Consider the following 24,249-nt stretch of genomic DNA (forward strand, 5'->3'; position numbering starts at 1 on the left):
CAGTCTCCCATATCCTCCGGCTTCGTTGCCAAGGCGCTATTTATTTTGAGGTGAAGTATGCACATGGACGCCGCCGTCATCCCGTTCGTCACCATTTGCTTCATTGTGTTTACCCTTGGCTTTCTCGCCAAAAAAATGCGGGCGCCCATCATGGTGGGTTACATGATTGCCGGTTTTGTCGTAGGGCCGTCGGGGTTGGGCATCATCACCGACCAAGTCGTGCCGAACCAACTGGGTTCTTTTGGTGTTTTGCTGCTCTTGTTCTTTGTGGGGATGGAACTATCCATCGCCGATTTCAAATCAAACTTGGTAAAAGCCACGGTTGGAACCCTGTTACAAATCGGGCTTTCTATCGCCTTCACTTTCCTGATCGGGTTCGCCTTCGATTGGCCCTGGCAACGTGCACTGGTGATGGGTTTCGTCATTAGCCTTAGCAGCACCGCGGTCGTATTCCGCTTTCTCCAGAATGAGAATATGTTGCAGTCAAAAATTGGCGGCGCAGTCGGAAACATCTTGATTTCCCAGGATTTTGCCGTCATTGCCATGCTGCTCTGCGTTCAATACCTCGGTCCAAAACAAGCCGGCGCGGACAGTCATGCGGTCCTGCAATTGATCGGCTGCATCCTGTTTTGCGGCGTACTGTTTCTTATCCTCAAAAAACAACATATCAACTTGGGGATCTGGCGATGGGTTGAACAGGATAAAGAGTTACAGGTTTTTCTCGCCCTTCTCTTGTGTTTTGGGATTGCGCTTATCGCGGGGCTGTTTCATCTCTCCGCTGCTTTAGGCGCCTTTGTCGGCGGCATCATCGTCTCGGCAGCCAGGGAAACGGAGTGGGTTTCCCATCGTTTGGAAACCTTCCAAATCTTGCTGATGGCCGTATTTTTTGCGGCCGTCGGCATGATGTTGGATGTTTCTGTTTTGCGCGAGTATTGGCTCACCATCGGCCTCTTGCTGTTGGCGGTATTCCTGACAAATACCTTCATCAACACGGGCATTCTTATGGTGAGTGGCTTTAATTTTCGCGACAGTCTCTTCGGTGGTTCTTTGTTATCGCAAATCGGCGAGTTCAGTTTCGTGTTGGCCGCGATCAGCGTTCAAATAGGCATTATTTCCCAAATCACGTACCAAATCACACTCAGCGTGATTGCCATGAGCCTGTTCTTTAGCCCCATTTGGGTTTTTGTGGTCACCAAGCTGTTCCCTAGAACACCTGAAGTGCACTCGGGCGAGTCGCAACCCACGGCGTAATGGTATCCACCGGGATCACACGGGTTCGGATAAAGGCTAAAGCAATTTAATCTTGAGCACGTCGGCAATGCGCCGGCGCGGATCTTGGATCGCCTTCCACTCGCGAAAATTGGCCAACAAACCCTGAACCAACATGCGGTTGGGTTCCTCGGCATCGAGTTCGCGACCGAGTAAATCAAGTACCGATTGCACATCAACTTCTTCACGATCCTCCAGTTCCATCGCATCGAAAAAGGCCTTGATCTCCTCGAATGCGTCGGCCAGGCGCTTTTTGACAGCCTCGGCCAATTTGGCGGCCACTTCACCGCGACGGGTGAAGAGGCTTTCGTTGAGAAAAGGCTCCGGTTGATCCCGTTCCAGACCTTCCACCAAACAATCCATGGTGTAAACCAAAAAATCAGCGGCCTCGTTGACCTGTAATTCAATGTTTTCCAACAGGGCGAGCGAGGAATATTCGTTGAGGGTCCCGCTGAGAATCACGGAGAGGTCGATGGAATACGTTTTGATGCGGTCGCCATACGCGCGTACCAGGAACTTTTCCTGGATGAGTTGCCACGTCATGCGGATCTTTTCGGCCATGAGAATCATGGTTTCGTCGAATTGCAGGCCGGCTTCTTGCCAGAACTCGGTAGTCAGGTTTTGATCCTCACGCACGGAGTTAAATTGCAGGCGAATTTGTTCGACCAACTGGGCACGGGGACTCAAATCCTCCCGTTCCAACAATTGGTTGACCTCGGCCACCAGTTCCTCGTTGAGGTACTCCATGGCGGCGATGGTGAGATCGGATTTGGAGCTAAAGTTCAGGTAAAGTGCACCTTTACTGACCCCGCTCGCCTCGGCCACCTGCTGCATGGTGGTACTTTTGATGCCGTTAGCTCGGAAAAGCTCCAGGGCTTTCGCCAGGATCGTCCCCCGTTTATCCGCCACGCCCGACCTCCAGGGTACATCTTGTTTCGAGAAATGAACCACGGGTCATTTTAGCAGGGTCATCTTTGCCTGAACAGACGGGTCAGGGTCACCCACAAAAAAGGCCTCCCGTGGGAGGCCCTCATGGTTTGTACAGAATGTTTAAAAGGACGCGAGGTTGTTCTTTACGAACACCCGTTCGCCGGAGGTTAGATCAACCACGGTTGCCTCGATCCAAGCGGGCTGTTGGCCGTCGGCCCAATTGAAGGCCACCTTTTGGGCAAGGATCGGGTAGGTGTAGGCACCACGGCGTTTCTTGACGCGCATTTCGGCGGCCTTGACCTGTTCGGCGATAAGCACCCCGTTTTCGTCATAAGCGCGATAGCTCACGGCCACGTTGGCGCGCCGTTTCTTCCAGCCGGCATGGGTCCAGGCCATCCATTCGGCGTTGACGGCCAGCGCCATTTCGTCCGCGTTCCCGCGCAAAACACCGCCCACCGTTTGGGCGGGGATGAGTGCCGATTGGGGATAGTAACCGGCGAAGTGGTTGGCCAACTTGGTAATCCCTTTCACCTTGACCTGCACCCGGCGGTAGCGATCATTTTGGGCGTTGCTGTAATAGCGAATGCGGTAGTAGTGGTTGATTTCCTCATTGACGCGTTCGAGCATTTTGGGGACGGCACCACCTTGGACCCGGTAAAAAACACCGGCGGTGTTGGCCGCAATTTCGGAGGTACGGTCGAAATAATTGTCGTTGCGAATGCGACCGAAGCGACCGGCGGCAATGTTTTCGTGAGGCTCCAAGCTGAGGACGTTGACGCTGACCTTGTTAAACAAGGCGGTGGTTTGAATGTCCTTGATCGACAACACCTCGGGTTGGTTGCTCGCGCCCTCGGTATCGTCACGGCTGCCCAAATCCCAGGGATTGGAAATGAGAAGCAGATCTTTGCGACCGCTGTAAGCGCCGAGGTAATTCACGAACTGCCCCAAAATCTCCAACTCTTGGCGGTAGTGGTTGGGGTTGAGATGCTCGGGGCCGAGCACGGGACGCCCCAAATGCCCGTAATGACCGAGGTAATTGGGAAAGAACCCGCGGTGGTGACGCAAGCGGTGATCCATGTGGTAGCTTCGGGTATTCCGGTAGCGGGAGTTGTGGTAGTAATTTTCAGCGCGATCAATCGCGGTTAAGAAGGCATCGCGATCCTTGGTAAAAGGTTGAATTTCTACAATACCGTCGCCGTTAATTGCCAAGCCCAATTCGCTACTGCCATGATCGTAAATGGTGGCGAATTCACGCAGGTTCTTGAACATCGGCCGCATGGAAACAAATTCGGTATTTTTGAAATCCAAAAGAATCATAAACCGCGACCGATTGGCTTGCTGCTCGTCCGCGTTCATGGCGTTCAAATCAACTTCTTCAATGCTGTCAATCGTCTGACGCCTTCCATTTTCGTGAACCACGAAATCGCCGCGGGTCAAACCGCGCAGCGTTTTTCCCGACAGGTGCTCGGCGCGAACCACCAATTCTACCAGATTGACATCGATCTCTTCCTGGACACCGGCACCCCGTGATTGAGCAACGGCATAACCAGAAGCACCAAAAGTCATTAGGGCGATGGACAGCAAGGTCCACGGGTTAAAACGTCTCAATTCAGTCATAAGTTCCCTCCGCTTCGTTTGTGCGGCACCGGCTCCGCAATATGGACTTGACGAGGAACCCAAGGGGCAAAGGCTGTGCCAAACCACATCAACGCCGCCGCGCGAGGGAGCGAATAAAATCTCACAAAAACAGCTAAACCTTTACCATTTATTAACTTCTCCAAAATCACACGCGCTGAAGACAACGCGTCAAAGGCCGTACTCAAAAATGTTCATCGCGGCGAATATCGCTACCTAAAGGTCCACCGGCTGACCCCCGCGGATGACGCCGTAAGCCCACGACAGAAGAGAAGAGGACACAACACACCCCGACACCGGAACGGCAACAGCGCACACCCATGGACCAGAAATCACAAAGGCGCACCGAACAGGTGCGCCATGGCCTGATCAAGGCGGGTTTTCGAGAACCGAAAAAGACTAATTGGCCGCCAGTTGATGCTGAATCAATACGCGTTCGCCGGAGGTCATGTCGACAATCCGCGCCTCAAAACGAGCCGGTTTTTGGTCTTCAGCCCAGTTAAAAAATACCTCTTGGGCCAAAACGGGGTAGGCGTATTTTCCTTTCTCCTTCTTCACGCGTAATTCAGTTGCCTGCACGCGCTCCGCGATCATTTGACCGAGTTCGTCAAAGGCCCGATAACTCACCACCACGTTCACCCCCCGTTCCTTGCGGCCGGAACGACGCCAGGACATCCAGTCGGTTTGAACCGCCAGAACTTGTGCGTCGGTGTCTCCTTTGAGCATGCCGTGAACCTCTTTTTTGGGCGCGAGTTCCGATTCGGGGAAAAAGCCGGCAAAGTGGTTTCCAACCCGGTTAAGTCCCTTAACCTTTACATTCACACGGCGATAGCGCTGGTGCTTGACATTGGAATAATAGCGAATACGGTAAAAATGGCTGAGATCGTCGGCGACGCGCTCCATGGTCGTCCCCAAACCACCGCGGTTAACGCGGTAGTAAACACCCGAGGTTTTGGCTGCCAGTTCCGCGCTTTCGTCGATGCCCACATCCGCCGAGGTGCGGGCAAAACGCCCCTCGGAATCATTCGGCGAGGGCTCCAGGTTCAAGATGTTAAGGGTGACCTTGTTAAATTGGGCGGTGGTTTGGATGTCGCGTAGAGAAACAACGCCGCGAATGTTGCGACGCCCTTCCTGAACGTCGTTGCGGCCAAATGCCCAGGGATTGGAAACCAACAACAAATTCTTGCGCCCATTGTAGGCGCCCAGAAAATTGACGAACTGGCCCAACACCTCGATCTCTTGCCGAAAGTAGTCCGAGTCGGCCACCAATTGCCGCCGGGTGAAGTTCTTGGTACGCGCGCTACGATGCCCCTTGGTATTGTAGAATTGCTCGGTTTTGGCAACGGCCGCGAGAAACTCGGCACGATTTCGCGTAAACGGCTGTACGGTCTGAACACCGGTCAAATTAAAAGATAATCCTAAGTCACTGGTCTCAAAGTCGAATTCTTCAACAAAGTTGCGCAAAAACTCAAAGGCACCCACCATCGACGCGTACTCGGTGTTTTTAAAATCGAGCAAAATCATCAAACGCGAACGATCCGAGGCATGCACGCCGTCGGGATGATGAATGTCTACCTCTTCGATGTGATCAATTTTTTGACGTTTCCCGCCCTCGGTGACCACAAAATCCGCGGCGGTCAAGCCGCGCACTTTCTCCCCGCTCAGATTTTCAGCGCGGACGACCAATTCGACCAAGTTAACGCGCATTTCCTCCTGGACGGCCGGCTCCTGGGCGAAAGAAGCAACAACTGCAGTACAGATCCATACGAAACAAAAGCCTTTAAAATACCTATTCGATCCGAACATTTTCCCTCCATTTCAGGTTTCGTGAACGCGTCACGGACACAATCAATCAATAGGTCAATCATTGTGCGTAGCAAGCGCTAAAGATTACTGCACAAAAATTGACGTGTACGTGTCATGAAAAGGCGGAAAATCTCGATCTCTTGGACCTCATTTTTTCATTTAAGGCAGTGCGATTGGCGTATCCCCCACGCGCTCAGGATGATACCGGCTGAACCTCGATCAATAATTGCCGCGACTGGACTTGGTCGCCGGCCGCAACACCGACCACCGTAATTTCGCCGTCAATGGGCGCCGCGAGCCGGTGTTCCATCTTCATGGCTTCCAGGACGGCCAGTAAATCGCCGGCCGCAACCCGGTCACCCACGACGACGGCGACATCAACGACGCGGCCGCTCATGACGGCATGGACCAGTCCGTCGTGGTGGGCGCCACCTCGGTTGCGCGCTTCCAAACCGCGATCTTCAAATTCAAGAACACCCGCTTCAGCTGCCAACCAAAAACGCGCGCCCGCGACAGCGCCAAGTCGGCGGTAACGCACGCCGTCCTGTTCGAGGTCCAGATGAAACAGTCGCGCGCCGGTGGGCGCGACGGCGACCGCTTCGCACCCATGACAAACAAGCTCACCCGCCTGTTCCCCAAGCGTCACGGCCAAATGATCGTTCCCCAATTCGCGAACACGGCCCTCCAACAGACGCGCTTCAAAAGCCAACCGTAAGGTCCGCGCGGGCGCATGGCCCGAAAACCAACCGCGCCAAGCATCACCGGCTCCCGCGGGCAAAGGCAACAAGGCGCGCTGGATGCACCACACCGCGGCCAGGTCGGCCCAACCCACCGTGGGCTGTTGGTATTCGGTAAAATGCTGCTGTAGAAATGAGGTGCTAAAACGGCCGGCGGCAAACTCGGGGTGCGCGATCACGCGCGCGAGAAAATCGGCATTGTGCACCACGCCCAACAAACGGGTTTCCCGTAACGCGGCGCCCAACCGCTTTAGCGCGGTCCCGCGATCCGGGCCTTTGGCCATGATTTTGGCGACCATGGCGTCGTAGTGGGCGCTGACGGCCAAACCATCGCACAAACCGTGGTCCACCCGGATATCGCGCCCTTGCGGCGGTCGCCAGAAGTGGACGGTTCCGGTTTGCGGCAGGTAATCCCGCGCGGGATCCTCGGCATAAAGCCGCACCTGGACGGCGTGCCCGTCAAAAACGACATCGCCCTGGTCCAACGGCAGCGGTTCACCCTGGGCAACGGCCAATTGCAGCGCGACCAAGTCAAGCCCGGTCACCATTTCGGTTACCCCATGCTCAACTTGCAAGCGCGTGTTCATTTCCAAAAAGTAAAAAGCGCCCTGGTCGTCGAGTAAAAACTCGACGGTGCCCACGCTGTGGTAATCCACGGAGGCGGCAATCCGCAAGGCGACGGCGCCCATGGTCTCGCGCAGTTCGTGGTCGACGGCGGGGCTGGGCGCCTCTTCGACAACTTTTTGGTGACGCCGCTGCACGGAACAATCGCGCTCGCCCAGGTGGATGCGGTTACCGTGCTGATCGGCGGCGATCTGGATTTCGATGTGCCTGGCCGAGAGCAGCGCTTTTTCCAGCAACAAACCATCGTGGCCGAACGCGTTTTTGGCCTCGGAACGGGCCCGCGCAACGGCATCCGCTAAATCCTCGGCGCGTTCGACCAAACGCATGCCGCGACCACCCCCCCCGGCGGCGGCTTTGATTAACACGGGAAAGCCACACTCCGCGGCGGCCCGAGCCCAGGTGTCCGGCGCACTCAAATCGAGTTCGACCCCGGGGATGAGCGGCACATCGGCATCGCGCAGCAGCCGTTTGGCCTCGGCTTTGTCGGCCATGGCGCGAATCGAAGCCGCGGACGGCCCGATAAACACCAGACCCGCGGCGACGCAAGCTTCGGCAAAAGCGGCCTGTTCCGAGAGGAACCCGTAACCTGGATGCACGGCCTCGGCGCCGACCCGTTTGGCGGCGGCGATGATCGCGTCGATGCTGAGGTAACTCGCGGCGGGTTCGGCGGCCCCGAGGAAAACAGCCTCGTCACAGGCTGTCACAAAAGGTGCATCGCGGTCGGCCTCGCTGTATACCGCCACGGTACGGTAACCCAACTCACGGGCGGTGCGCTGAATGCGGAGGGCGATTTCGCCGCGGTTGGCGATAAGGATTTTGCTAAAACGAGCGGATGACACGGGGAACCTCCTAGGTGGGGACAAAGCACGGCCGGCACGCACAAAAGGCGCGTTTTTGCGAAAGGTCGCGGGACGATCCGTGATGGGAAAGGGGGCAATGGAGAAGCGGTCAAAACACCAACAAGGTGGGTGACGGGGCGCCGGTTAAAGCGCCCATTTGGGTTTGCGTTTTTGGGCAAATGCCAAGGTGCCCTCGCGGCCTTCGGGCCCGCGGATGGCCTCGGAGAACGCGTGGGCGGCGTCGTCCAGCAGGTCGTTTATCGGTTTCGAGCCCACGCGGTGCATCAGTTGTTTGGTGACGGCGTTGGCCTTGGGACCGCGACTCGCCAGGGCTGTCAAGACCTGGTCGAGTTCTTTTTTAAGGCCGTCGGCATCAGTGGCAACGCGATGGACCAGACCGAGACGCAGGGCCTCGTCGCCCTGAAACCAGGGGCCGACCAAAGCCAGGTAACGCGCTTGGGTAAGGCCGATACGACGCACCACAAAAGGTGCGATTTGGGCGGGTGGAATACCGAGCCCGGTTTCGGGAAGCCCGAACTTGGCGTTGGCCAAACAAATGGCAACGTCGGAGACGCAGGCAAGCCCGAAACCGCCGCCCAGCACGCTGCCCTCCAACACACAAATCACGGTTTGCGGCAGGGCGTCGACCAGACACAACAGCCGCCCAAAAGCGCGGTTCAAAGCGTAAAACGGATCAGATTGTGGGTCTTGTTGCTGTCGTTCCTGGGCCTGCACCATGTCTTTGACATCGCCGCCGGCGCAGAAATGGCCGTGGGCGCCGCGCAGGATGACGGCGCGAATCTCGTCTGAGGCGGCGACGGCTTTCATGACCCGCTCCAGTTCATGCACCATCTCCAGGTTCATCGCATTGCGAACCTGCGGTCGGTCAAAAACCACGCTCAGGAACGCGCGGTCCCGTTGCAGCAACAAATGATCACACTGTCCAACTTCCATGTTTTATCGTCCCCCGGGCGCGGTCCCCATGAGCTTGGAAATGATGCTGAGCATCACCTCGTCGGCACCGCCCCCAATTGAAATTAACCGCATGTCGCGGTATGCCCGTGCCACCGGGGTATCCCACATGAAACCCATACCGCCCCAGAATTGGAGACAGGAATCGGTAACCTCGCGAGACAGGCGGCCGGCTTTTAACTTGGCCATCGACGCCAACAGGGTGACATCTTCACCCGCCAGGTAACGTTCGCAACAACGGTAGGTCAGGCCGCGCAAAGCTTCGACCTCGGTGGCCAATTCGCCCAAGCGGAAATGAACGCTTTGGTTGTGCAGAATCGGCTGACCAAAGGCCTTGCGTTCGGCGGTGTACTGAATGGTGTCGAGGATGACCCATTCTAAACCTTTAATGATGCTGGCGGCGGCAAAGATGCGTTCTTCCTGGAATTGGATCATTTGGTACTTGAAGCCCTTGCCTTCTTCGCCGATGAGGAACCGCCGCGGGACGCGCACGTTGTCGAAAAAGATCTGGGCGGTGTCGGAGCTGCGCATGCCGAGTTTGTTAAGCGGCTTGGAGAAACTGACGCCGTCGATTTTGAGCGGCACGGCAATCAAACTTTTGTTGCCGTGGGTGGGGCCTTCGCTGGTGTTGACGAGCAGACACACCCAATCGGCTTGGGTCGCGTTGGTAATCCACATTTTGGTGCCGTTGATGAGGTAGTCGTCACCGTCGCGTTTGGCGGTGGTTTTGATGGAGGCCACGTCGGAACCGGCGTGAGGTTCGGAAACCCCGATGGCGCCGACCATCTCACCGCGAATCGAGGGCGCCAAAAATTCTTCGCGCACGGCGTCGTTCCCAAACCGGGCCAAGGCGGGGGTACACATGTCGGTTTGGACCCCGATCGCCATGGGAATCGCGCCGCACCGAATGGCGCCCAGTTCCTCGGCGAAGGCAAGGCCGTAGGAGTAATCAAGGCCGAGGCCACCGAACTTTTCGGGTTTGGTAATGCCGAGTAAATCCCGTTCACCCATGCGGCGGAACAGGTCGTGGGCGGGAAACAACCCCTCTTTTTCCCATTGTTCAACGTGGGGGTTAATCTCTTGTTCCACAAAGTCGGCAACGTTTTGCCGCAACGCGTGGTGTTCTTCGGTAAAGAGCATGGAACCTCTCCTAATCACATAAGATGGTGTGCGCGCCTCGAGAAATCCGTGGGCCGGCGCATGTTTGGGTTGTTGCGGGTTAGAAGCGCGCCACGCCGAAACTGTTGGGGCGCGGCTGACAGGCGGCGGCCTGATCGCAGATGTCGAGAAGGAAACTCAGCAAGCGCCGGGTATCGCGGGGATCGATGATGCCGTCGTCCCACAGGCGGGCGCTGCCGAACAAGCTGTGCGATTCGGCGGTCATCTTGGCGCGAATCTGCTGCTCCATCATGGCAAGGTGTTCTTCCGGCATGGGTTTCCCGGCGCGGGCTGTTTTGGCGCGGGTAATCATCGACATCACACCCGCCGCTTGATCCGCGCCCATCACGCCGATGCGCGCGTTGGGCCAGGAGAAGATAAAGCGGGGATCGAGACCGCGACCGCACATCCCGTAGTTGCCGGCGCCGAAGGAGCCCCCGATCACAATCGTGATTTTGGGGACGTCGGCGTTGGCCACCGCCTGGATCATTTTCGAGCCGTGTTTGATGATGCCGCCGCGTTCGGCGTCTTTGCCGACCATGTAGCCGGTGGTGTTTTGCAGAAACACCAGGGGCGTGTTGCTTTGGCAGCAGAGCTGGATGAATTGGGCCGCTTTGGCGGCACCGGCCGCGGTAATCGGCCCGTTGTTGCCGATGAACCCAACGTGAAAACCGGTGATCGCGGCGGTCCCGCAAATGGTGAAGGCGTCGAAATCCGCCTTAAAGGGGGTGAAGGCGGATGCATCGGCCAAACGGGCGATGACCTCGCGCACGTCGTAACTTTGTTTGAAATCGGTGGGAACCACCTCGATCAGTTCTTCAACGGGATGGTCCGGCGGTGCGAAGGTTCGCGCCCCGCCGGCCGGCCGCGGGTCACGCCGGCCGAGCTGCGCCACGATCTCGCGCGCCAAACGCAAGCCGTCGGCGTCGTCTTCGGCAAGGTATTCGGCCGTGCCGGCAACCGCCGCGTGCATCTCCGCGCCACCGAGTTCTTCGTCGTTCGCGATTTCACCGGTGGCCGCGCGCAGCAGCGGCGGCCCGGCCAAAAACACCTTGGCCTGTTGCTTGACCATCACCACATAATCCGACAGGCCGGGAATGTAGGCGCCGCCGGCGGTGGAACTGCCGTGCACCACGGTAATCTGGGGAATCCCGGCCGCCGACAACCGGGCTTGGTTGGCGAAACCGCGCCCGCCTTCCACGAAGAGTTCCGCTTGGTAGGTCAGGTTGGCGCCGGCGCTTTCCACCAGGAAAATCAGCGGCAGCCGGTTTTCGAGGGCGATTTGCTGGCAACGCAGGTTTTTGTGCAGGCCCGCGGGCGAAATGGCGCCGCCTTTGACGGCGCTGTTGCTGGCCATTACCATGCAACGGACCCCGGAAACATAACCGATCCCGGCGATGGTCCCACCGCCCGCTTCGCTCCCGTCTTTGTCGTCGTGGCGCTGGTAACCGGCGAGGGCCATCAATTCGAGGAAGGGCGATCCGGGATCGAGCAACAAGCCGATGCGTTCGCGTGGCAGGATTTGACCGCGCTTGGCGAACTTGGGGCGCGCTTTTTCCTCGCGTTCAATGAGCCGAGCCTCGGCGGATCGGAAAACGTCGATTTCCGCGCTCATGGCTTCGCGCCGCGCGGCTCTGGTTGCCGCGTCGATTTGGGACGTCCACTGGGTCACGGTTACACCTCCACGGTGCTGCGGTGGTTTTCAAGATCGGCCAAATGCGCCATTACCTCGGCACCCACGGGAATCGGCATTTCCAACAGCATTTGGGCAAAAGCCTTGCCCTGGGGATCGGCACGCAGACTCGCCATACCACCACCGCCAAGGCTGTCTTTGAGCAGCAGGTTCAAGCCGTTTACCTTGGGCAAAGACCAGCGCAAAACCGGCCCCTCACACAATTCGGCAAACCATGCCTTGACAGCGTCCGGGGTGAGCGCGGCCCACAGATAGGGCAAAAACAAGGGCTCCCGGGCCAGCACACCGATGTTGGCGTCGTTGCCTTTATCGCCGGATCGCGCCCAGGCCAAACGCTCCAGCAACACGGCGCTTTCGGTAACAGGCGCCGTTTCCGAGGGGTAAACAGCAGGCTGGAGCAATTCGGGACGGAACCCGCCCGCGGTTGGAACGACACTTTCGATCTGTTGTTCGCCGATCAACACCCGCACCTGCACTTGGTCCTTGGGAATCAAAAAATCAAACAGCTCGACCGAAGGCGAGGGATGCGGCCGCCCCCCAATCATGCCGGTCAAACCCGGCGCGGTCGCGGTCGCGGCCTGGGCGATTTCACGGGAAAACAAACCCAGCGCTTTTTTGTCGTCGTGGCGCACCGATAAACGCAGCACCACCTCGCGCGAGGCACCGGCGTGACCGCGACTGCCGTAGCAATGTTCGTTGCCCAAGAGGGCGATTTGTTGATCGCTAAAAGGTGCGAAACCCCGAAGCTTAAACAATCCCGCGACTCTTTTGAGAATCGCTTCGCCGACCCGTCGCCCCTTCTCCGCGGCACGGGGGCCGACGATCAACACGGCCACATCGGCGCGGTATCCGTTGGCGTAGGTTGCGGCCACCTTGTAGCTGTCGGTCGGCGCACAGCCCTTGGCGCCCTGGACGCGAACCCGGTTTTCGCCCACCTGCGCCAGGGTGACATGGGAAAAATCGCACACCACGTCGGGCAAAATGTAACATCCGGGATCACCCATTTCGTAAACGAACTGCTCCCCTACCGAGGCGGGCGTCACCAAGCCGCCGGTTTCCGGCGGTTTACCCACTTCAAAAGACCCGTCGGCAAAACAGGTCACCACGGGAAAACCCACGTTCTCAAAGCCCGGCACCTGATCCCAATCGGTAAAATTACCACCCGTACAATGGGCGCCGCATTCGATGATGTGGCCGGCCAAACTACCGGCGGCGAGCAAATCGTAATCGTCCTTTTGCCAGCCAAAATGGTGCATGAGCGGCGCCAAGGCAAGGCTGGAATCACAGCAGCGACCGGTAATCACAATGTCGGCACCGGCCTCAAGCGCATCCACAATCGGCAAGGCGCCCAAATAGGCGTTGGCACTGATGAGTTTGTCGGGCAGGGGTTTGCCCGATTTCATATCGCGAATGTCCTGCTCGGCCAAACGCGCCTGGTGATCCATCAAATCGTCGCCAAGGACGACGGCGACCTTTAGGGGCAAATCGCTTTTTTGAATCAAATCCTCGAGCACGGCGCGGCACGCCAAGGGATTCACGCCGCCGGCGTTGGCAATCACCCGCACACCCTGTTGGTGGATTTGGGGTAACAGCGGTCCAATCACCAGGGGAAAGTCGGGCGCAAAACCCGCGTGAGGATCCTTGAGGCGCAAACGCGCCAGCAAGGACATGGTAATTTCGGCCAAATAATCAAAAACAAGGACATCGACGGCCCGCGCGCGCAACAACTGCGCGGCGGCAAAAGGCGTGTCGCCCCAAAAGGCGCTCGCGTTACCGATACGGATCGGGTCGGAAACCATAACAGCCACTCCCAAAAAGTGCGATGGAGGTGTTGATAAAAAGAAGGCGCCGGTCTTCAAACCAAGCGCTTGCTTGGGAAACTCCCGTAAGCCTAACAACGTGATATCAGGGGTGGCAAGTAAAAAACCAAGCGCTTGCTTGTTTTTCATTTTTTCCTTATGATGGGCCCACTTTGGCTCCCTCCGACCTTCTTTTTTCGAGGCATTCCATGACCCAACACGTCAAAGACCGCCGCGCCGTCCTCCTCGCCGAGGCTGCCTCCCTTTTCCGCAAAAAAGGCTTCCCACGCACCACGGTTCGCGATATCGCATCCGCCGTCGGCCTCCAGTCCGGTAGCTTGTTCCACCATTTCGCCACCAAAGACGACATCCTCTTTGCGGTCATGGAAGATGTGATCGCGGTGATTACCGAAAACATGCTGGACGCACTCGCGGAGACGGAAACACCGCGGCAAAAAGTACGCGCCTTGATCCGCACCGAGCTGGAGGCGATCCACGGCGCATCCCGCGACGCGATGACGGTACTGGTTTTTGAATGGCGTCACCTCAGCCCGGCCCGCCAGAAGGAAATCCTGGTTCTGCGCGATCAATACGAGGCCTTGTGGTTGACCGGTCTCGCCCAAGCAGCCCAAGCCGGCTTGACGGTGGTTGAATCCTTCACTCTGCGCCGACTTTTGGTCGGTTCCATCAGTTGGACGGTCAATTGGTTCGATCCCGACGGCCCCATGAGCCTCGACGATTTGGCCGAACAAATACTGAACACCGCACTCAAAACCTGAGATCACATACGCAAAAAGCCGGGGCGGTCTCGCCCCGGCTTGAAGGTTCACATGTTTTGGTTAATTGCTTAGCAAATGGGAACCAACGCGCCTTGGCCGCCGGTCAGGAAAGCACACAGCCAAGCGGCACTCCAAAAATCCAAATTCATGGGAACGCCGTTGGGATAGCCTGGCCCGTAACACATGTAACCAAAACATTTATCCCGTGTTTCGAACACGAATCGTCCGCGCGGGAACAACTGCTCGAAACCGGTTTTAAAGGCCTCAATATCGCCGTCACTGTCGGTGATCAAGTTGATCAGATCCTCGGTGGTTTCCTCGGTTAACTGGAACCGTTCGGCGAAGGTCAGGGTGAATTGAATTTTTTGACTGAGTTTGGCCTCGGAAAAATGAGCCAGGGCGGCGGCCTGATCGACCTTTTCACCCGCAAAAGCAAAACCGGTGACAACCATGAGAAGCAAGACAACTTTTTTCATATCATTCTCCTTTTTTTTATTACTAACACAGGGCATTAAGGCACCTCATAAAGTGATCGATGCATGAGAAACGGGTGATCAAAACGAAAAGGAACCTTGCGCCACCTATACGGGTACAAAGCAAGCCCCATCAGATGGTCGACCACCGTCTCGGCATCGCCAACTACAGTCATCTAAGATACATGAATTAATCACTTTATACGAGACAACCCACACTTAACTGCGCCGTCTTCCAGCCCGAAAGACGCGAGCAATGATCCCTGTGTTCTCGGCGAGCGTAATGGAAAAACATGAAACACGGGTATCGATTCGAACCGTTAATCCGTCTTGTTTTTGCATTTTTTGTCGCTCATTGGACTAAGCGATCTTTTTTATTGTTTGGCTCATCTTTTTTTAAAAAAAGTTCACCTTTGTGGGCCAATTAAGGTGAACGGGGCGCCGCATCGCTTTCACTGAGGTGCAAGGCCTCTTCTACCGAAAGCAAGTGGCGGCGCCCCACAAAGGGCGGATTGGCCACCGGTGCGGCCCAACCCATGGAACCCTGACCACCGGCGCGCTGGAGCTGCTCCAAGTTGTTGCGGAGCAGCCTTACCATCGGCGCCTCCTCCGGCAACCACTGCCTCAATTCCTTGTAGGCCCGTTCAAAATGACCCAGTGCGCCAATCAAATCACCCATGCCCAGGTAGGCCTGTCCCACATTCTGGTGGGTACTCGCCTGGTTCACGCCGCGACCCTTGCCCTGCTCCCCCAAGGCAAGCGCGGATTGAAAATACGACAAGGCGGCGTCCGTCTTTTTGACCGTGACCATCAGGACACCCAGTTCGTTGTAACAGGCCGCCGCCAGAACCGGCCGGGCTGCTTCTTGCAGCAACGCGGCGGCACGACGCAGACTTGTCTCAGCCTCCGACCATTGGCGCTGCCGCCGCTTCAGCCCGCCCCATAACATCCACCACCGGCCAACCAAGCAGTCTTCAACCTCGGCCGCAACTTCTTTTGCCGGCTGAACCGCGCTCAGGTAGGTCTCAGCTTGATTCAAATCCGCTTGCTGCATCGCCGAATGAGCGCGAATCAGTCGCGTTTCGAGCCATAACCCAAGCGACGCCGACATTTCGTCAGGCAATAAATCCAGCACGCGGTCGGCGTTGTTTGGCAAGTCTAAGCACACACATTGATGGGCAAGTTGGACGGCAACCGCGACCTGTGCCGGCGCCCGCGGCGGCTGCTCGGCCATGAGCATCGGCAGGGCATTCAAAAAAGCGGCCAGGTCCGGCAGTTTCCGCGAGGAACCCGCGCCCACCTGGTGGGAGAAAAAGGCCGCGCTGAGTTGGAACCAATAGGCGGCCTCATGGGCATCGAAATCCTCACCCAAGGCCGTCAGTTCGCGCCAATACCCCAAACCCAAACCCACGCAGGAAACGGGACGGTGGCGATGATGCAACAACCGGAGCGGCGTCAAGTAGGCCCAGTTTGGTCCGGTCCCCCGTAACGGCGACCCCGACGCCAACCGGCGCACGTCCTCGCGAAAGGCGGCCACCGAGGGATAGCGATCACATGGCTCCTTGGCCAGGGCTTTGGCCAAAACCCAATCCCAATCGCCCGCCGGCGGCCAAATCACCGTGGTTCCCTCACGAGACAGTCGCGTCGGCAACCGGTCCGGGGCAATTCGGCTCGGCGGCGGCAGCCGTTGGTGGACAATCGCCCACTCACAGGCGCGCGGGTTCCCCTCGGTTCCCGCAAAAGGCGGCTTGCCGGTCAGCAATTCATAAAGCAGGTTCCCTAGCTGATACACATCGGTCGCAACACCCACCTCGCCGCCGGTAATCTGTTCCGGGGCCGCATAGGGCAAGCTCATAAGACGGAGACGGGTCTGGGTTTGGGTAAGGGTCGCCCCTTCAAGCCGGCCCAGCAATTTGGCAATGCCGAAATCGAGCAGAACAGGGCGACGCGCGGCGTCGATGATGATGTTGGCGGGTTTTAGATCGCGGTGAACAATGCCGCGCCCATGGGCCGCATCCACCGCGTCACACAACTGATCGAACCAGTGCAACGCTTCCTCAAGGGCTATCGGTCCCTCGCCGAGCAAGGTCTTGAGGTCGTCGCCTTCCAGGAAGGGCATCACCAGATAGGGACGCCCGTCGCGGGAGAAACCCGCGTCCAGCAACGCGGCGATATGGTCGTGTTGCAAGCGACGCAAGATCGCGCATTCCCGCTGGAAACGCCGCTGATAAGCCGCGCCTTCCAACCAGTCACCCAATATTTTGACGGCCACATCGGCATGACCCGGGTGGGTCGCCTTGGCACGAAACACCTGGCCCATGCCGCCCTCGCCCAGCATCTCCAGAATTTGGTAGGGGCCGATCCAAGCGGGGCCGGTCGCAAGCCCCGCGGACAAAACCATGGGTGGTTCGGGAAAGGGATCGGTTCCCCCAACCAGCATCGCGGCCAAACGGTCGGCAAGCACGGCATCGCGAGCCTGAAGCTCACGCAGAAACAGTGGCTGTTCCTCCGCGCCGAGGACCAAATAATCGTCCAACGCGGCCAACAGCTCACGCTCCCTTCTCACCCGATCCACCTCGCTAACCCGCGACCGGATTTCCCGCCGTTTTCGGCAAGTAGGCCAGCACCCAAAGCTTGGCGGCCCGCAAGTGACGCTTGGCCGTGGCGCGCGAAACATTTTGGATCTGGGCGATTTCATTGCTGGTTAAACCGCCGAAATACCAAAGCTCCAAAACCCGAGATTTGTCGGGATCCAGCTCGGCCAAGTGGGATAAAGCCTGGTCAATTGCCAGCAAGGTATCAGGATCTGTCGGTCGGCTGGGTTCGTGGTCCTCCAACGCGACCGGGACCAACCCATTCCCGCGTTTGTCACTACCGCGCGCACGGGCGAGGTCGACCAAGACCTGCCGCATCACATGGGCGGCAAAGCTGAAGAACCGTTGCCGATTGGCCAACAGGGGGGTTTGATGTCGATGGAGGCGCAGGTAGACCTCGTGCAATAAGGCGGTCGGCTGCAAGGTCACCTGGCGGTGTTCGCCGCGAAATTGGCTTCGCGCGATCACCTTGAGTTCTTGGTAGGTTTGATGGAACAGTTGATTAAGGGCGTCCTCATCGCCTTCGTGCCATTGGCGCAGGTACCCGGTTACATCACAATCGAAACGCATTGGATTCTTCCGCCCCTTCTAACAGGAAAATCGATTGAAACAGGAAAATAAGGGCATTCACGTTCACCAAACCTAGCACAGTTTGGGTGTTATCCAAAACATCCGCGCGGCACCCACGGCTTATTTAACCGTTACCGCATCGCGACCGTCGGGTGCGGTAACTCGGTTGTACCAGCCGCGTTTTTCCACCGGACGCACGTCGTTCTCCTCGAGCAATTCCGGCAGATAGCGCATGAACCGCGGGAGTTCCACATCCTCGGGATCACCGCGAAAATCGCGAATGGGGACCAAATTACCGTAGTTGAAGCGCAGCTTTTTGGGGGTATTGTCGAGCATCAACACCTGGCTCAAGCACCAGCCGCGTCGTTTCACTTTTTTGAGGTTTTTAACCCAGGCCCCCTCGCAAAGCTCCATTTCATTAAAGGCATCGAAACGACGGAAGGTGCAGCGGTCGCGACTCCACACAAATTCCAGCGGCATATCCTTGGGAAAAATACGCGCGACCACCTCGTGCGCGTAACGCGCGCCGGCCGAGGTCCATACCGCGCAGGCCACCCGTTTGCGGCAAAAATCGATACACTCCTGTAGATAGGGTCGGCGATACACGTAATAGGGACCAACCTGAAAGCCGTAGAGATCGGTTAGCGGTTTGCGGGATGCGCGGACCAAGGTTTCGTCGAGGTCGAAGATCAGGAGCTTTTGAAAGGTCAAGGGCGTCTCACTTTTGCGGGAAGCAACACAAACCCGCATCGAGAACCCACCGCGACGACGGTGGGGAAGGAAGCATGTCCTTAATGTCGGCTCGGGGACGCCCAAAACCAAGCCGTTTCGCCAAAATGTGAGCAGGTCGGCATTTTGGCGAAACCCGAATTAGAAACGGAAGCCCATGATGGTGACGTCGTCACGCTGCGCTTGGGAACCGGTGAATTCGGCAAACTCGTATTGCAACATGTCCTGCTGCGCCTCCGCCGATTTCTCCGCCAAGGCCTCCAACAACCCGGAGAAACGACGGTTGCCGTACTTCTCGTTGGCGGCGTTGTTTTGATCACTGAAGCCGTCGGTCGTAAGGTAAAGCATGTCACCCGGGTGGACCTGGACGTGCACGTTCTCATAACCGGAGCCACCGGTGCGCTGCCGTCCGCCGATGGGGCGCCGCGAACCCTTCACGCGCTGTAAATTCCAGCGTTTTTCCTGGGCGCGTGCGATGAACAACGGACGACCCGCGCCGGCAAAGGTAAGGTCACCGCCGTCTTTGTTCACCACGATGAAGCAAACTTCCATACCGTCGTTGATGTTGCCACTGTCGCTCTCGCGGCTCAGTGCCTCACGAACCCCGGTGTTCAAACGCTCCAAGACGTCGGCCGGATCGTAAATCCCCAATTCGGCCACGATCCGATTAAGCAAGGTGTGCCCGATCATCGACATCAAGGCGCCCGGAACCCCGTGCCCGGTACAGTCGGAAACAGCAATGAAGTGACGGCCGTCGACCTCGTGATGCCAGTAAAAATCACCAGAGACCACATCGCGCGGTTTAAAGAACAAAACAAAATCTTTAAACGTTTGGCGCAGTTGACTTTGACTGGGAAGAAGGGCTTGCTGGATGCGTTGGGCATAACGGACCGAACTCATCAAGTCGGCGGTTTTTTTGTTCAACAGACGCGTGCGTTCTTCAACCAAGGATTCCAAATTGCCGTAGAGCTGTGCGTTCTCAACAGAAATCGCGGTTTGCGAGGCCAGCAGTTGCAGAATCTCCAACCGATCATTGGTGAACAACCCGGCGGAGGAACGGTGCTCCAGGAAGATCACCGCATTGAGGTGGTTCTGCTTGCGCACCGGCATCGCCAGCACGGATCGCGAACCGAAGGCGTTGAAGAAAGGATCACTGCTGAACAAATCGCTGGGCCCGTCGTCGAGAATGACCACCTCACCGGTACTGATGAGGTAGTTAATCACCGAAAGCGGGATTTCGCTGTAATGGTCGAGCGGGATTTCAACAGATACCACGGTGACACCACCGTCCCCGAGCGTGCCTTCAACCGTTACATACCAAGTATCGCCGCGTTTGAGCAGCAAGGTACCGCGTTGGGCCCCGGCATTTTCAATCAAAATCGAAATCATGCGACCACTCAAGCGATCCAACTTAATCTCACCGGAAATCGCCTGGGACGCTTTGAGAACGGAGGCGTATTCCAGGGTGGAGCGGTCGTGGCGAATGGTGCCGACGCCGCCCACCTGGGGCCGGTCCAAACCTTGCTGTCGACGGGACAGTACATGGGGATAGCGGGTTTCCAGGTCGCGCAGCTTGGCACGGTTGCCCCACTCAATACAGTTGTCGCGCGCATCTTCCAGGTAGTAACGGGCCAAGCGACGGTTGTCCAAGCCCAAGAAGAAACGGCCGGCCAGCTCACAACCCAAGGTCGCTTCATCCAGTTGATCGGCGGCACGGGCCGCGTCAATTGCCTCATCGTAAAAATCCCGCGCGCGTTTGGGTTTTTGTTCCATCCGGGCCAATTCAGCGTCCAGGAGCGCCAAACGGGCTTTGAAATGGCGCCTGTTGTAGGCGGCACGGCTGAGCATCTTTTCGCGATAACGCAACACCGGCACCATCTTCTCTTCGCGCACGGGGCCGGCCGGTTCATCCATGGCGTCGGCAAGGCGAACCAGGGCCGCGTAAAAGTACATCACCGGCTCAAAAGCCGTGCCTTCACCCACCTGCCACACTTTTTCAAGCGCTTCCACATGGGTCATCGCCTCGGTATGGCGCCCAAACTGATAGAGCATCATCGCCTTGATGCGATGGAACGCAAACAAGGCGCCGTTGTCGTGAATCGCCTCGTGGTGGTGCAGGCGCTCAAGCTCATCGTAAACCTCGCCTTGTAACAAGCAGGGATCGTCCAGTTCATCGCCAATCAGGTTCAACACCGACTGACGCACGATTTCAAACCAACCGATGGCCGGCTTCTGGCGAAGGCGTTCAACCGCGTTCGCGTAACGTTCGTGTTCACGGGCCACATGGTTGAGGTTACCGCCGCCCGTTTCAAGCAGGAGGCAGTAATTGGCCAAGGAATAAGAGGCCCATTCCAAATCACCCGCTTCCATGCCCGCCTGATAACCCTCGATAAATTTCGGGAAAATCTGCTGGAGCGGCTGTTTCCAGTGCATCAAGCAGAAGTAGGTCATCATGGTGGTTTTGGCTTTGAGCTCGGGGCTGGGATAGCGGGGTAACATGCGCACCGCGAGTTCACCCAGCGCAACACCACTTTTGAGGTCCCCCATCAAGCAGTTCACCACGCCGTAGTTGGCAAAAATAAACGGTGAGGACGGTGCATTGCCGTGACGCAAGCACTGCTCGACCAAGCGCGAAACCACCAACGGGAAGAGGTGGTTTTTAATTTTCCAGGTCACCCCGATCAGGTTGTTAAGGATGCGAATGGATACCAGCGCCAGCTCGTCCTCGGAGGGCGGCATGTTGCCGATTTCGTTGAGATCGTGCTCGCCCATCAAACGCGCCGTATGCAGCAAAGCCGCTTCTAAATATTCAGGGGTAGGATCGCCGGGTAACTCGATGCCCAGTAAATCCAACACCTGCTGCCCGGTTTCAAAACAGCGGAAGTAGTTGCCGCGCGCGTAATGGGCGTTCATCACACCCTCTTGAATCCATACTTTGACGCGCAAGTCGCGCGCCCGTGCCGTTACCTCGCGCGTCAGCTGCTCTTGGTAACCGTAATCGCCGAGCAAACACGCCAACTCAGCAGCGTGCAGGTGAATGTCTTGGGTCAGGTCGTAATGGTTCTCCCAAATTTGGCCCGGCTCGGAAACCGTCGATTCGAGCAAGAAAAGCGCTTGGCGTAAATAGTGGTATGCCGGTTCCCAAGCGATGGAGAGTTTGGCCTTGCGCGCCGCGGCCAAATTGAGTTCCGCCAAGCGGATGCGTTCGTCCGATTCTTCCATCAAATTCGCGCCGCGGTTGAGATGGTTGACGATTTCGAACAAATCTTCCTCATCGTAACGGTGGGCCAGAAACTCGCGACCCACGGTCAGGTGGACCCGATCCCGTTCCGACTCCGGCAACAGCGAATAAGCAGCCTGGCGAATGCGGTCATGGACAAACCGGTAGGAAACGGAAACCCCACCTTCGCCGCCTTCCACCTCGGCGCTCACACTGCGATAGGCCGCATCGAGCGGGATCAGGAACCCGTCGAGCAGCGCCTTCCACAGGGCAACCCCAAGGATCCGCGGTGTTTTGCCAATGACCGGGGCCAAGGTAGAAAGGTCGAACCGATCCCCGATACAGGCCGCGATTTTCAAGCTGGTCAGGGTTTCCTCCGGCAGGTTGCCGAGGTTTTCCACCAACAAATGAATCAGGTTGTCGGTAATGTCGAGGTTCTTCACCGCCTGCAAATCCCAGGACCAACGGCGCCGCTGATGATCAAAATGGATCATTTCTTTAACGTACAGAGAATTGAGGAACTGGGTCACAAAAAACGGGTTGCCGCCGGTTTTGTCGTGAATCAGGCGCGCCAAGGGACCGACCTCGGTCAAATCTTGGTTCAGGGTATCGGCCACTTCCTGGGCGATGTCGGCCTCTTTGAGCGGCTTTAAAAACAACTCGTGAACCGGCACCTCGGATTTTCGCCATTCCTCAATGATTTTGGTCAAGGCATGGGCGCCGTCGACTTCTTCAGCCCGGTAGGCACCGATCAGGAACAAACCGCCGGTATCCGGCTCATCGAGCAGGGATCGCAACAATTCGAGCGTCGCCCCGTCGGCCCAATGCAAGTCGTCCAGGAACAGGACCAGCGGCGTCTCGGCGTTGGCAAACACCCGAATAAAATTGCGCACCACCATTTGGAACCGGTTTTCGGCCTCGTGGGGCGGGAGCGCGTCGGGCGTTGGGAAGCGACCCAAAAGGGGTACCAACTCGGGAACCGCCGACATCAACAAACCGGCATTGGCCCCCAAGGCTTTTTTGATTTTATTGCGCCAGTGATCGCGTTTCGTCTCTTGGTAAGCCAACACCTGACGAACCAAATCGCGAAACGGTGGAAACAGCGCGGCATAAGGCACATCGCGTTTGAGTTGGTCGAACTTTCCCGACAAAAAGAAACCGCGCCGGGCGGTAATCGGGCGATGGATCTCACGCACCAGGGTTGATTTCCCAATCCCGGAATAACCGGAAATCATCATCACTTCTTCGCCACCCGCGGCGGTGCGTTCAAAGGCCTCGATTAAACCCACGACCTCTTCCTCGCGACCGTAGACCTTTTGTGGAATCTGGAAGCGGTCGGATTGATCGTTTTCACCCAATTCAAAAGGCACCACGCTTTGCGTGCGCCGCCACTGTTCCAAACACTTGGTCAGGTCGTCCTTAAGGCCGTAAGCCGATTGGTAACGGCTTTCCGCTTCTTTGGCCAAGAGCTTCAAAATAATCTTCGAAACCATTTCGGGGATGGTCGCGTCGCCGCGCGTCGGTGGCAGGGGTTCCATCGCCAAATGACAGTGAATCAACTCCAGCGGGTCCTGACCGCGAAACGGGGGAAAACCGGTTAACAATTCGTAGAACGTGACGCCCAGGGAATAAAAATCGGAGCGGTAGTCGACGGCGCGGTTCATGCGACCCGTTTGTTCCGGGGACATGTAAGGCAGCGTTCCCTCGAGAAACTCGGGATCGCGATAACTGGTATTTTCACGGGATAGTTCAGAGGCAATCCCAAAATCAATGATTTTTAGCGCCTTGGTTTCGGGATTCATACAGACGTTCAAAGGGTTGATATCTTTATGAACCAGGAACTTGCGATGAATTTCCGCCAAAATATCCGTCAGGCGAATCGCCATCTCCAGGAATACCTGGATGCTGAGGTTCCCCGCGAGCTTGAGTTTGGCCAAAGAGGTCCCACCAAAATCTTCCTGAACCAAAACCCAAAGATCCCGGATGTGGAGAAACTCATAGGTCCTGGGGACACCGTCAAAATCGATGTCACGGGATCGCTCGAATTCAGCGCGAAAGGCGGCAACCTGGCCCTGGTTGGGATGGGCGTCACGCAAAACTTTACAAACAACGGGTTGATCGTCGGCCAAACGGGTGCCGCGATAAACGAGAAAGTTCACGCCTTCATGCAAGCATTCTTCGATGTGAAATCCGTCTAGATCAATCATAGGTGATGGGTCTCCCTCTAAATTCACGCATCCCGTAAACCAAGAATGCGTTGGCAACCAGCCCGCCCGGTGTCTCACACGACCGCGTGACACGGCCTTAAAAAGGCGGGTCACCTTCATTTCCACCGGATTACACGGTAGGTTTAGGCTTTCTCAAAGCGCGATGGTAAGGTTGCTGAGCTTATGATTCGTGATATTTCCGGGCAAGGAAAGAG

At 57.2% G+C, this 24,249-nt stretch carries 15 protein-coding genes; 2 read left to right on the plus strand and 13 right to left on the minus strand.

The genetic code is table 11. The features are described 5' to 3' along the window. Nucleotides 1-57: 57 nt before the first annotated feature. Nucleotides 58-1,251 (plus strand): cation:proton antiporter, encoded by a 1,194-nt coding sequence (locus tag J3U88_RS19130; RefSeq protein WP_207860549.1) that lies wholly within the window; start codon nucleotides 58-60, stop codon nucleotides 1,249-1,251. A gap of 36 nt (nucleotides 1,252-1,287) precedes the next feature. On the opposite strand, the gene J3U88_RS19135 is transcribed toward J3U88_RS19130, so the two are convergent. The 8 genes from J3U88_RS19135 to J3U88_RS19170 all read right to left on the minus strand — a co-directional run bounded on the left by J3U88_RS19135 (nucleotide 1,288) and on the right by J3U88_RS19170 (nucleotide 13,462). After that, nucleotides 1,288-2,178, minus strand: coding sequence for a TetR family transcriptional regulator (locus tag J3U88_RS19135; RefSeq protein WP_207860550.1), 891 nt, complete (start codon nucleotides 2,176-2,178; stop codon nucleotides 1,288-1,290). Between the two features lie 141 nt (nucleotides 2,179-2,319). After that, nucleotides 2,320-3,816: a VWA domain-containing protein gene (locus tag J3U88_RS19140; protein WP_207860551.1), complete on the minus strand. Its 1,497-nt coding sequence runs from the start codon at nucleotides 3,814-3,816 to the stop codon at nucleotides 2,320-2,322. Nucleotides 3,817-4,233: 417 nt separating this feature from the next. Continuing rightward, complete coding sequence (locus tag J3U88_RS19145) at nucleotides 4,234-5,541, minus strand: VWA domain-containing protein (RefSeq protein WP_207860552.1); 1,308 nt, start codon at nucleotides 5,539-5,541, stop codon at nucleotides 4,234-4,236. 292 nt (nucleotides 5,542-5,833) lie between these two features. Beyond that, nucleotides 5,834-7,840: an ATP-binding protein gene (locus J3U88_RS19150; protein WP_207860553.1), complete on the minus strand. Its 2,007-nt coding sequence runs from the start codon at nucleotides 7,838-7,840 to the stop codon at nucleotides 5,834-5,836. A 144-nt stretch (nucleotides 7,841-7,984) separates the two neighbouring features. Then, nucleotides 7,985-8,794, minus strand: coding sequence for an enoyl-CoA hydratase/isomerase family protein (locus J3U88_RS19155; RefSeq protein ID WP_207860554.1), 810 nt, complete (start codon nucleotides 8,792-8,794; stop codon nucleotides 7,985-7,987). 3 nt (nucleotides 8,795-8,797) lie between these two features. Beyond that, entirely contained in the window at nucleotides 8,798-9,952 is a 1,155-nt protein-coding gene (locus tag J3U88_RS19160; protein WP_207860555.1) for an acyl-CoA dehydrogenase family protein, read from the minus strand. Between the two features lie 79 nt (nucleotides 9,953-10,031). Further along, the gene (locus J3U88_RS19165) at nucleotides 10,032-11,585 is read right to left on the minus strand and encodes an acyl-CoA carboxylase subunit beta (protein ID WP_207860659.1); all 1,554 of its coding nucleotides are present in this window, start codon (nucleotides 11,583-11,585) and stop codon (nucleotides 10,032-10,034) included. Nucleotides 11,586-11,644: 59 nt separating this feature from the next. After that, nucleotides 11,645-13,462 (minus strand): acyclic terpene utilization AtuA family protein, encoded by a 1,818-nt coding sequence (locus J3U88_RS19170; protein ID WP_207860556.1) that lies wholly within the window; start codon nucleotides 13,460-13,462, stop codon nucleotides 11,645-11,647. A gap of 209 nt (nucleotides 13,463-13,671) precedes the next feature. Here J3U88_RS19170 and J3U88_RS19175 point away from each other — a divergent pair, with 209 nt between their 5' ends. After that, nucleotides 13,672-14,241 carry a TetR/AcrR family transcriptional regulator gene (locus J3U88_RS19175; RefSeq protein ID WP_207860557.1) on the plus strand — a complete coding sequence of 190 codons (570 nt, stop codon included), beginning with the start codon at nucleotides 13,672-13,674 and terminating at the stop codon, nucleotides 14,239-14,241. A gap of 68 nt (nucleotides 14,242-14,309) precedes the next feature. On the opposite strand, the gene J3U88_RS19180 is transcribed toward J3U88_RS19175, so the two are convergent. From J3U88_RS19180 to J3U88_RS19200, 5 genes are all read right to left on the minus strand, one after another. Further along, a complete protein-coding gene (locus tag J3U88_RS19180; RefSeq protein ID WP_207860558.1) occupies nucleotides 14,310-14,717 on the minus strand; it encodes a hypothetical protein in 408 nt (135 codons plus the stop codon). Between the two features lie 421 nt (nucleotides 14,718-15,138). After that, nucleotides 15,139-17,280 (minus strand): protein kinase domain-containing protein, encoded by a 2,142-nt coding sequence (locus J3U88_RS19185; protein WP_207860559.1) that lies wholly within the window; start codon nucleotides 17,278-17,280, stop codon nucleotides 15,139-15,141. Nucleotides 17,281-17,293: 13 nt separating this feature from the next. Beyond that, nucleotides 17,294-17,878, minus strand: a complete 585-nt coding sequence (locus tag J3U88_RS19190; protein ID WP_207860560.1) for an ECF-type sigma factor — start codon at nucleotides 17,876-17,878, stop codon at nucleotides 17,294-17,296. A gap of 120 nt (nucleotides 17,879-17,998) precedes the next feature. After that, nucleotides 17,999-18,589: an HAD family hydrolase gene (locus J3U88_RS19195; protein ID WP_207860561.1), complete on the minus strand. Its 591-nt coding sequence runs from the start codon at nucleotides 18,587-18,589 to the stop codon at nucleotides 17,999-18,001. A gap of 159 nt (nucleotides 18,590-18,748) precedes the next feature. Further along, nucleotides 18,749-24,034 (minus strand): AAA family ATPase, encoded by a 5,286-nt coding sequence (locus J3U88_RS19200; protein ID WP_207860562.1) that lies wholly within the window; start codon nucleotides 24,032-24,034, stop codon nucleotides 18,749-18,751. Between the last annotated feature and the right edge of the window lie 215 nt (nucleotides 24,035-24,249).

Origin of the sequence: Acanthopleuribacter pedis, assembly GCF_017377855.1 — a bacterium.
GTDB classification, from domain to species: domain Bacteria; phylum Acidobacteriota; class Holophagae; order Acanthopleuribacterales; family Acanthopleuribacteraceae; genus Acanthopleuribacter; species Acanthopleuribacter pedis.

Coding starts and splice junctions, on each gene's coding strand:
- J3U88_RS19155 (WP_207860554.1), bottom strand. CDS start 8,794: ATGGAAGTTGGACAGTGTGATCATTTGTTGCTGCAACGGGACCGCGCG.
- J3U88_RS19130 (WP_207860549.1), top strand. CDS start 58: ATGCACATGGACGCCGCCGTCATCCCGTTCGTCACCATTTGCTTCATT.
- J3U88_RS19180 (WP_207860558.1), bottom strand. CDS start 14,717: ATGAAAAAAGTTGTCTTGCTTCTCATGGTTGTCACCGGTTTTGCTTTT.
- J3U88_RS19145 (WP_207860552.1), bottom strand. CDS start 5,541: ATGCGCGTTAACTTGGTCGAATTGGTCGTCCGCGCTGAAAATCTGAGC.
- J3U88_RS19170 (WP_207860556.1), bottom strand. CDS start 13,462: ATGGTTTCCGACCCGATCCGTATCGGTAACGCGAGCGCCTTTTGGGGC.
- J3U88_RS19175 (WP_207860557.1), top strand. CDS start 13,672: ATGACCCAACACGTCAAAGACCGCCGCGCCGTCCTCCTCGCCGAGGCT.
- J3U88_RS19140 (WP_207860551.1), bottom strand. CDS start 3,816: ATGACTGAATTGAGACGTTTTAACCCGTGGACCTTGCTGTCCATCGCC.
- J3U88_RS19165 (WP_207860659.1), bottom strand. CDS start 11,585: ATGAGCGCGGAAATCGACGTTTTCCGATCCGCCGAGGCTCGGCTCATT.
- J3U88_RS19160 (WP_207860555.1), bottom strand. CDS start 9,952: ATGCTCTTTACCGAAGAACACCACGCGTTGCGGCAAAACGTTGCCGAC.
- J3U88_RS19190 (WP_207860560.1), bottom strand. CDS start 17,878: ATGCGTTTCGATTGTGATGTAACCGGGTACCTGCGCCAATGGCACGAA.
- J3U88_RS19200 (WP_207860562.1), bottom strand. CDS start 24,034: ATGATTGATCTAGACGGATTTCACATCGAAGAATGCTTGCATGAAGGC.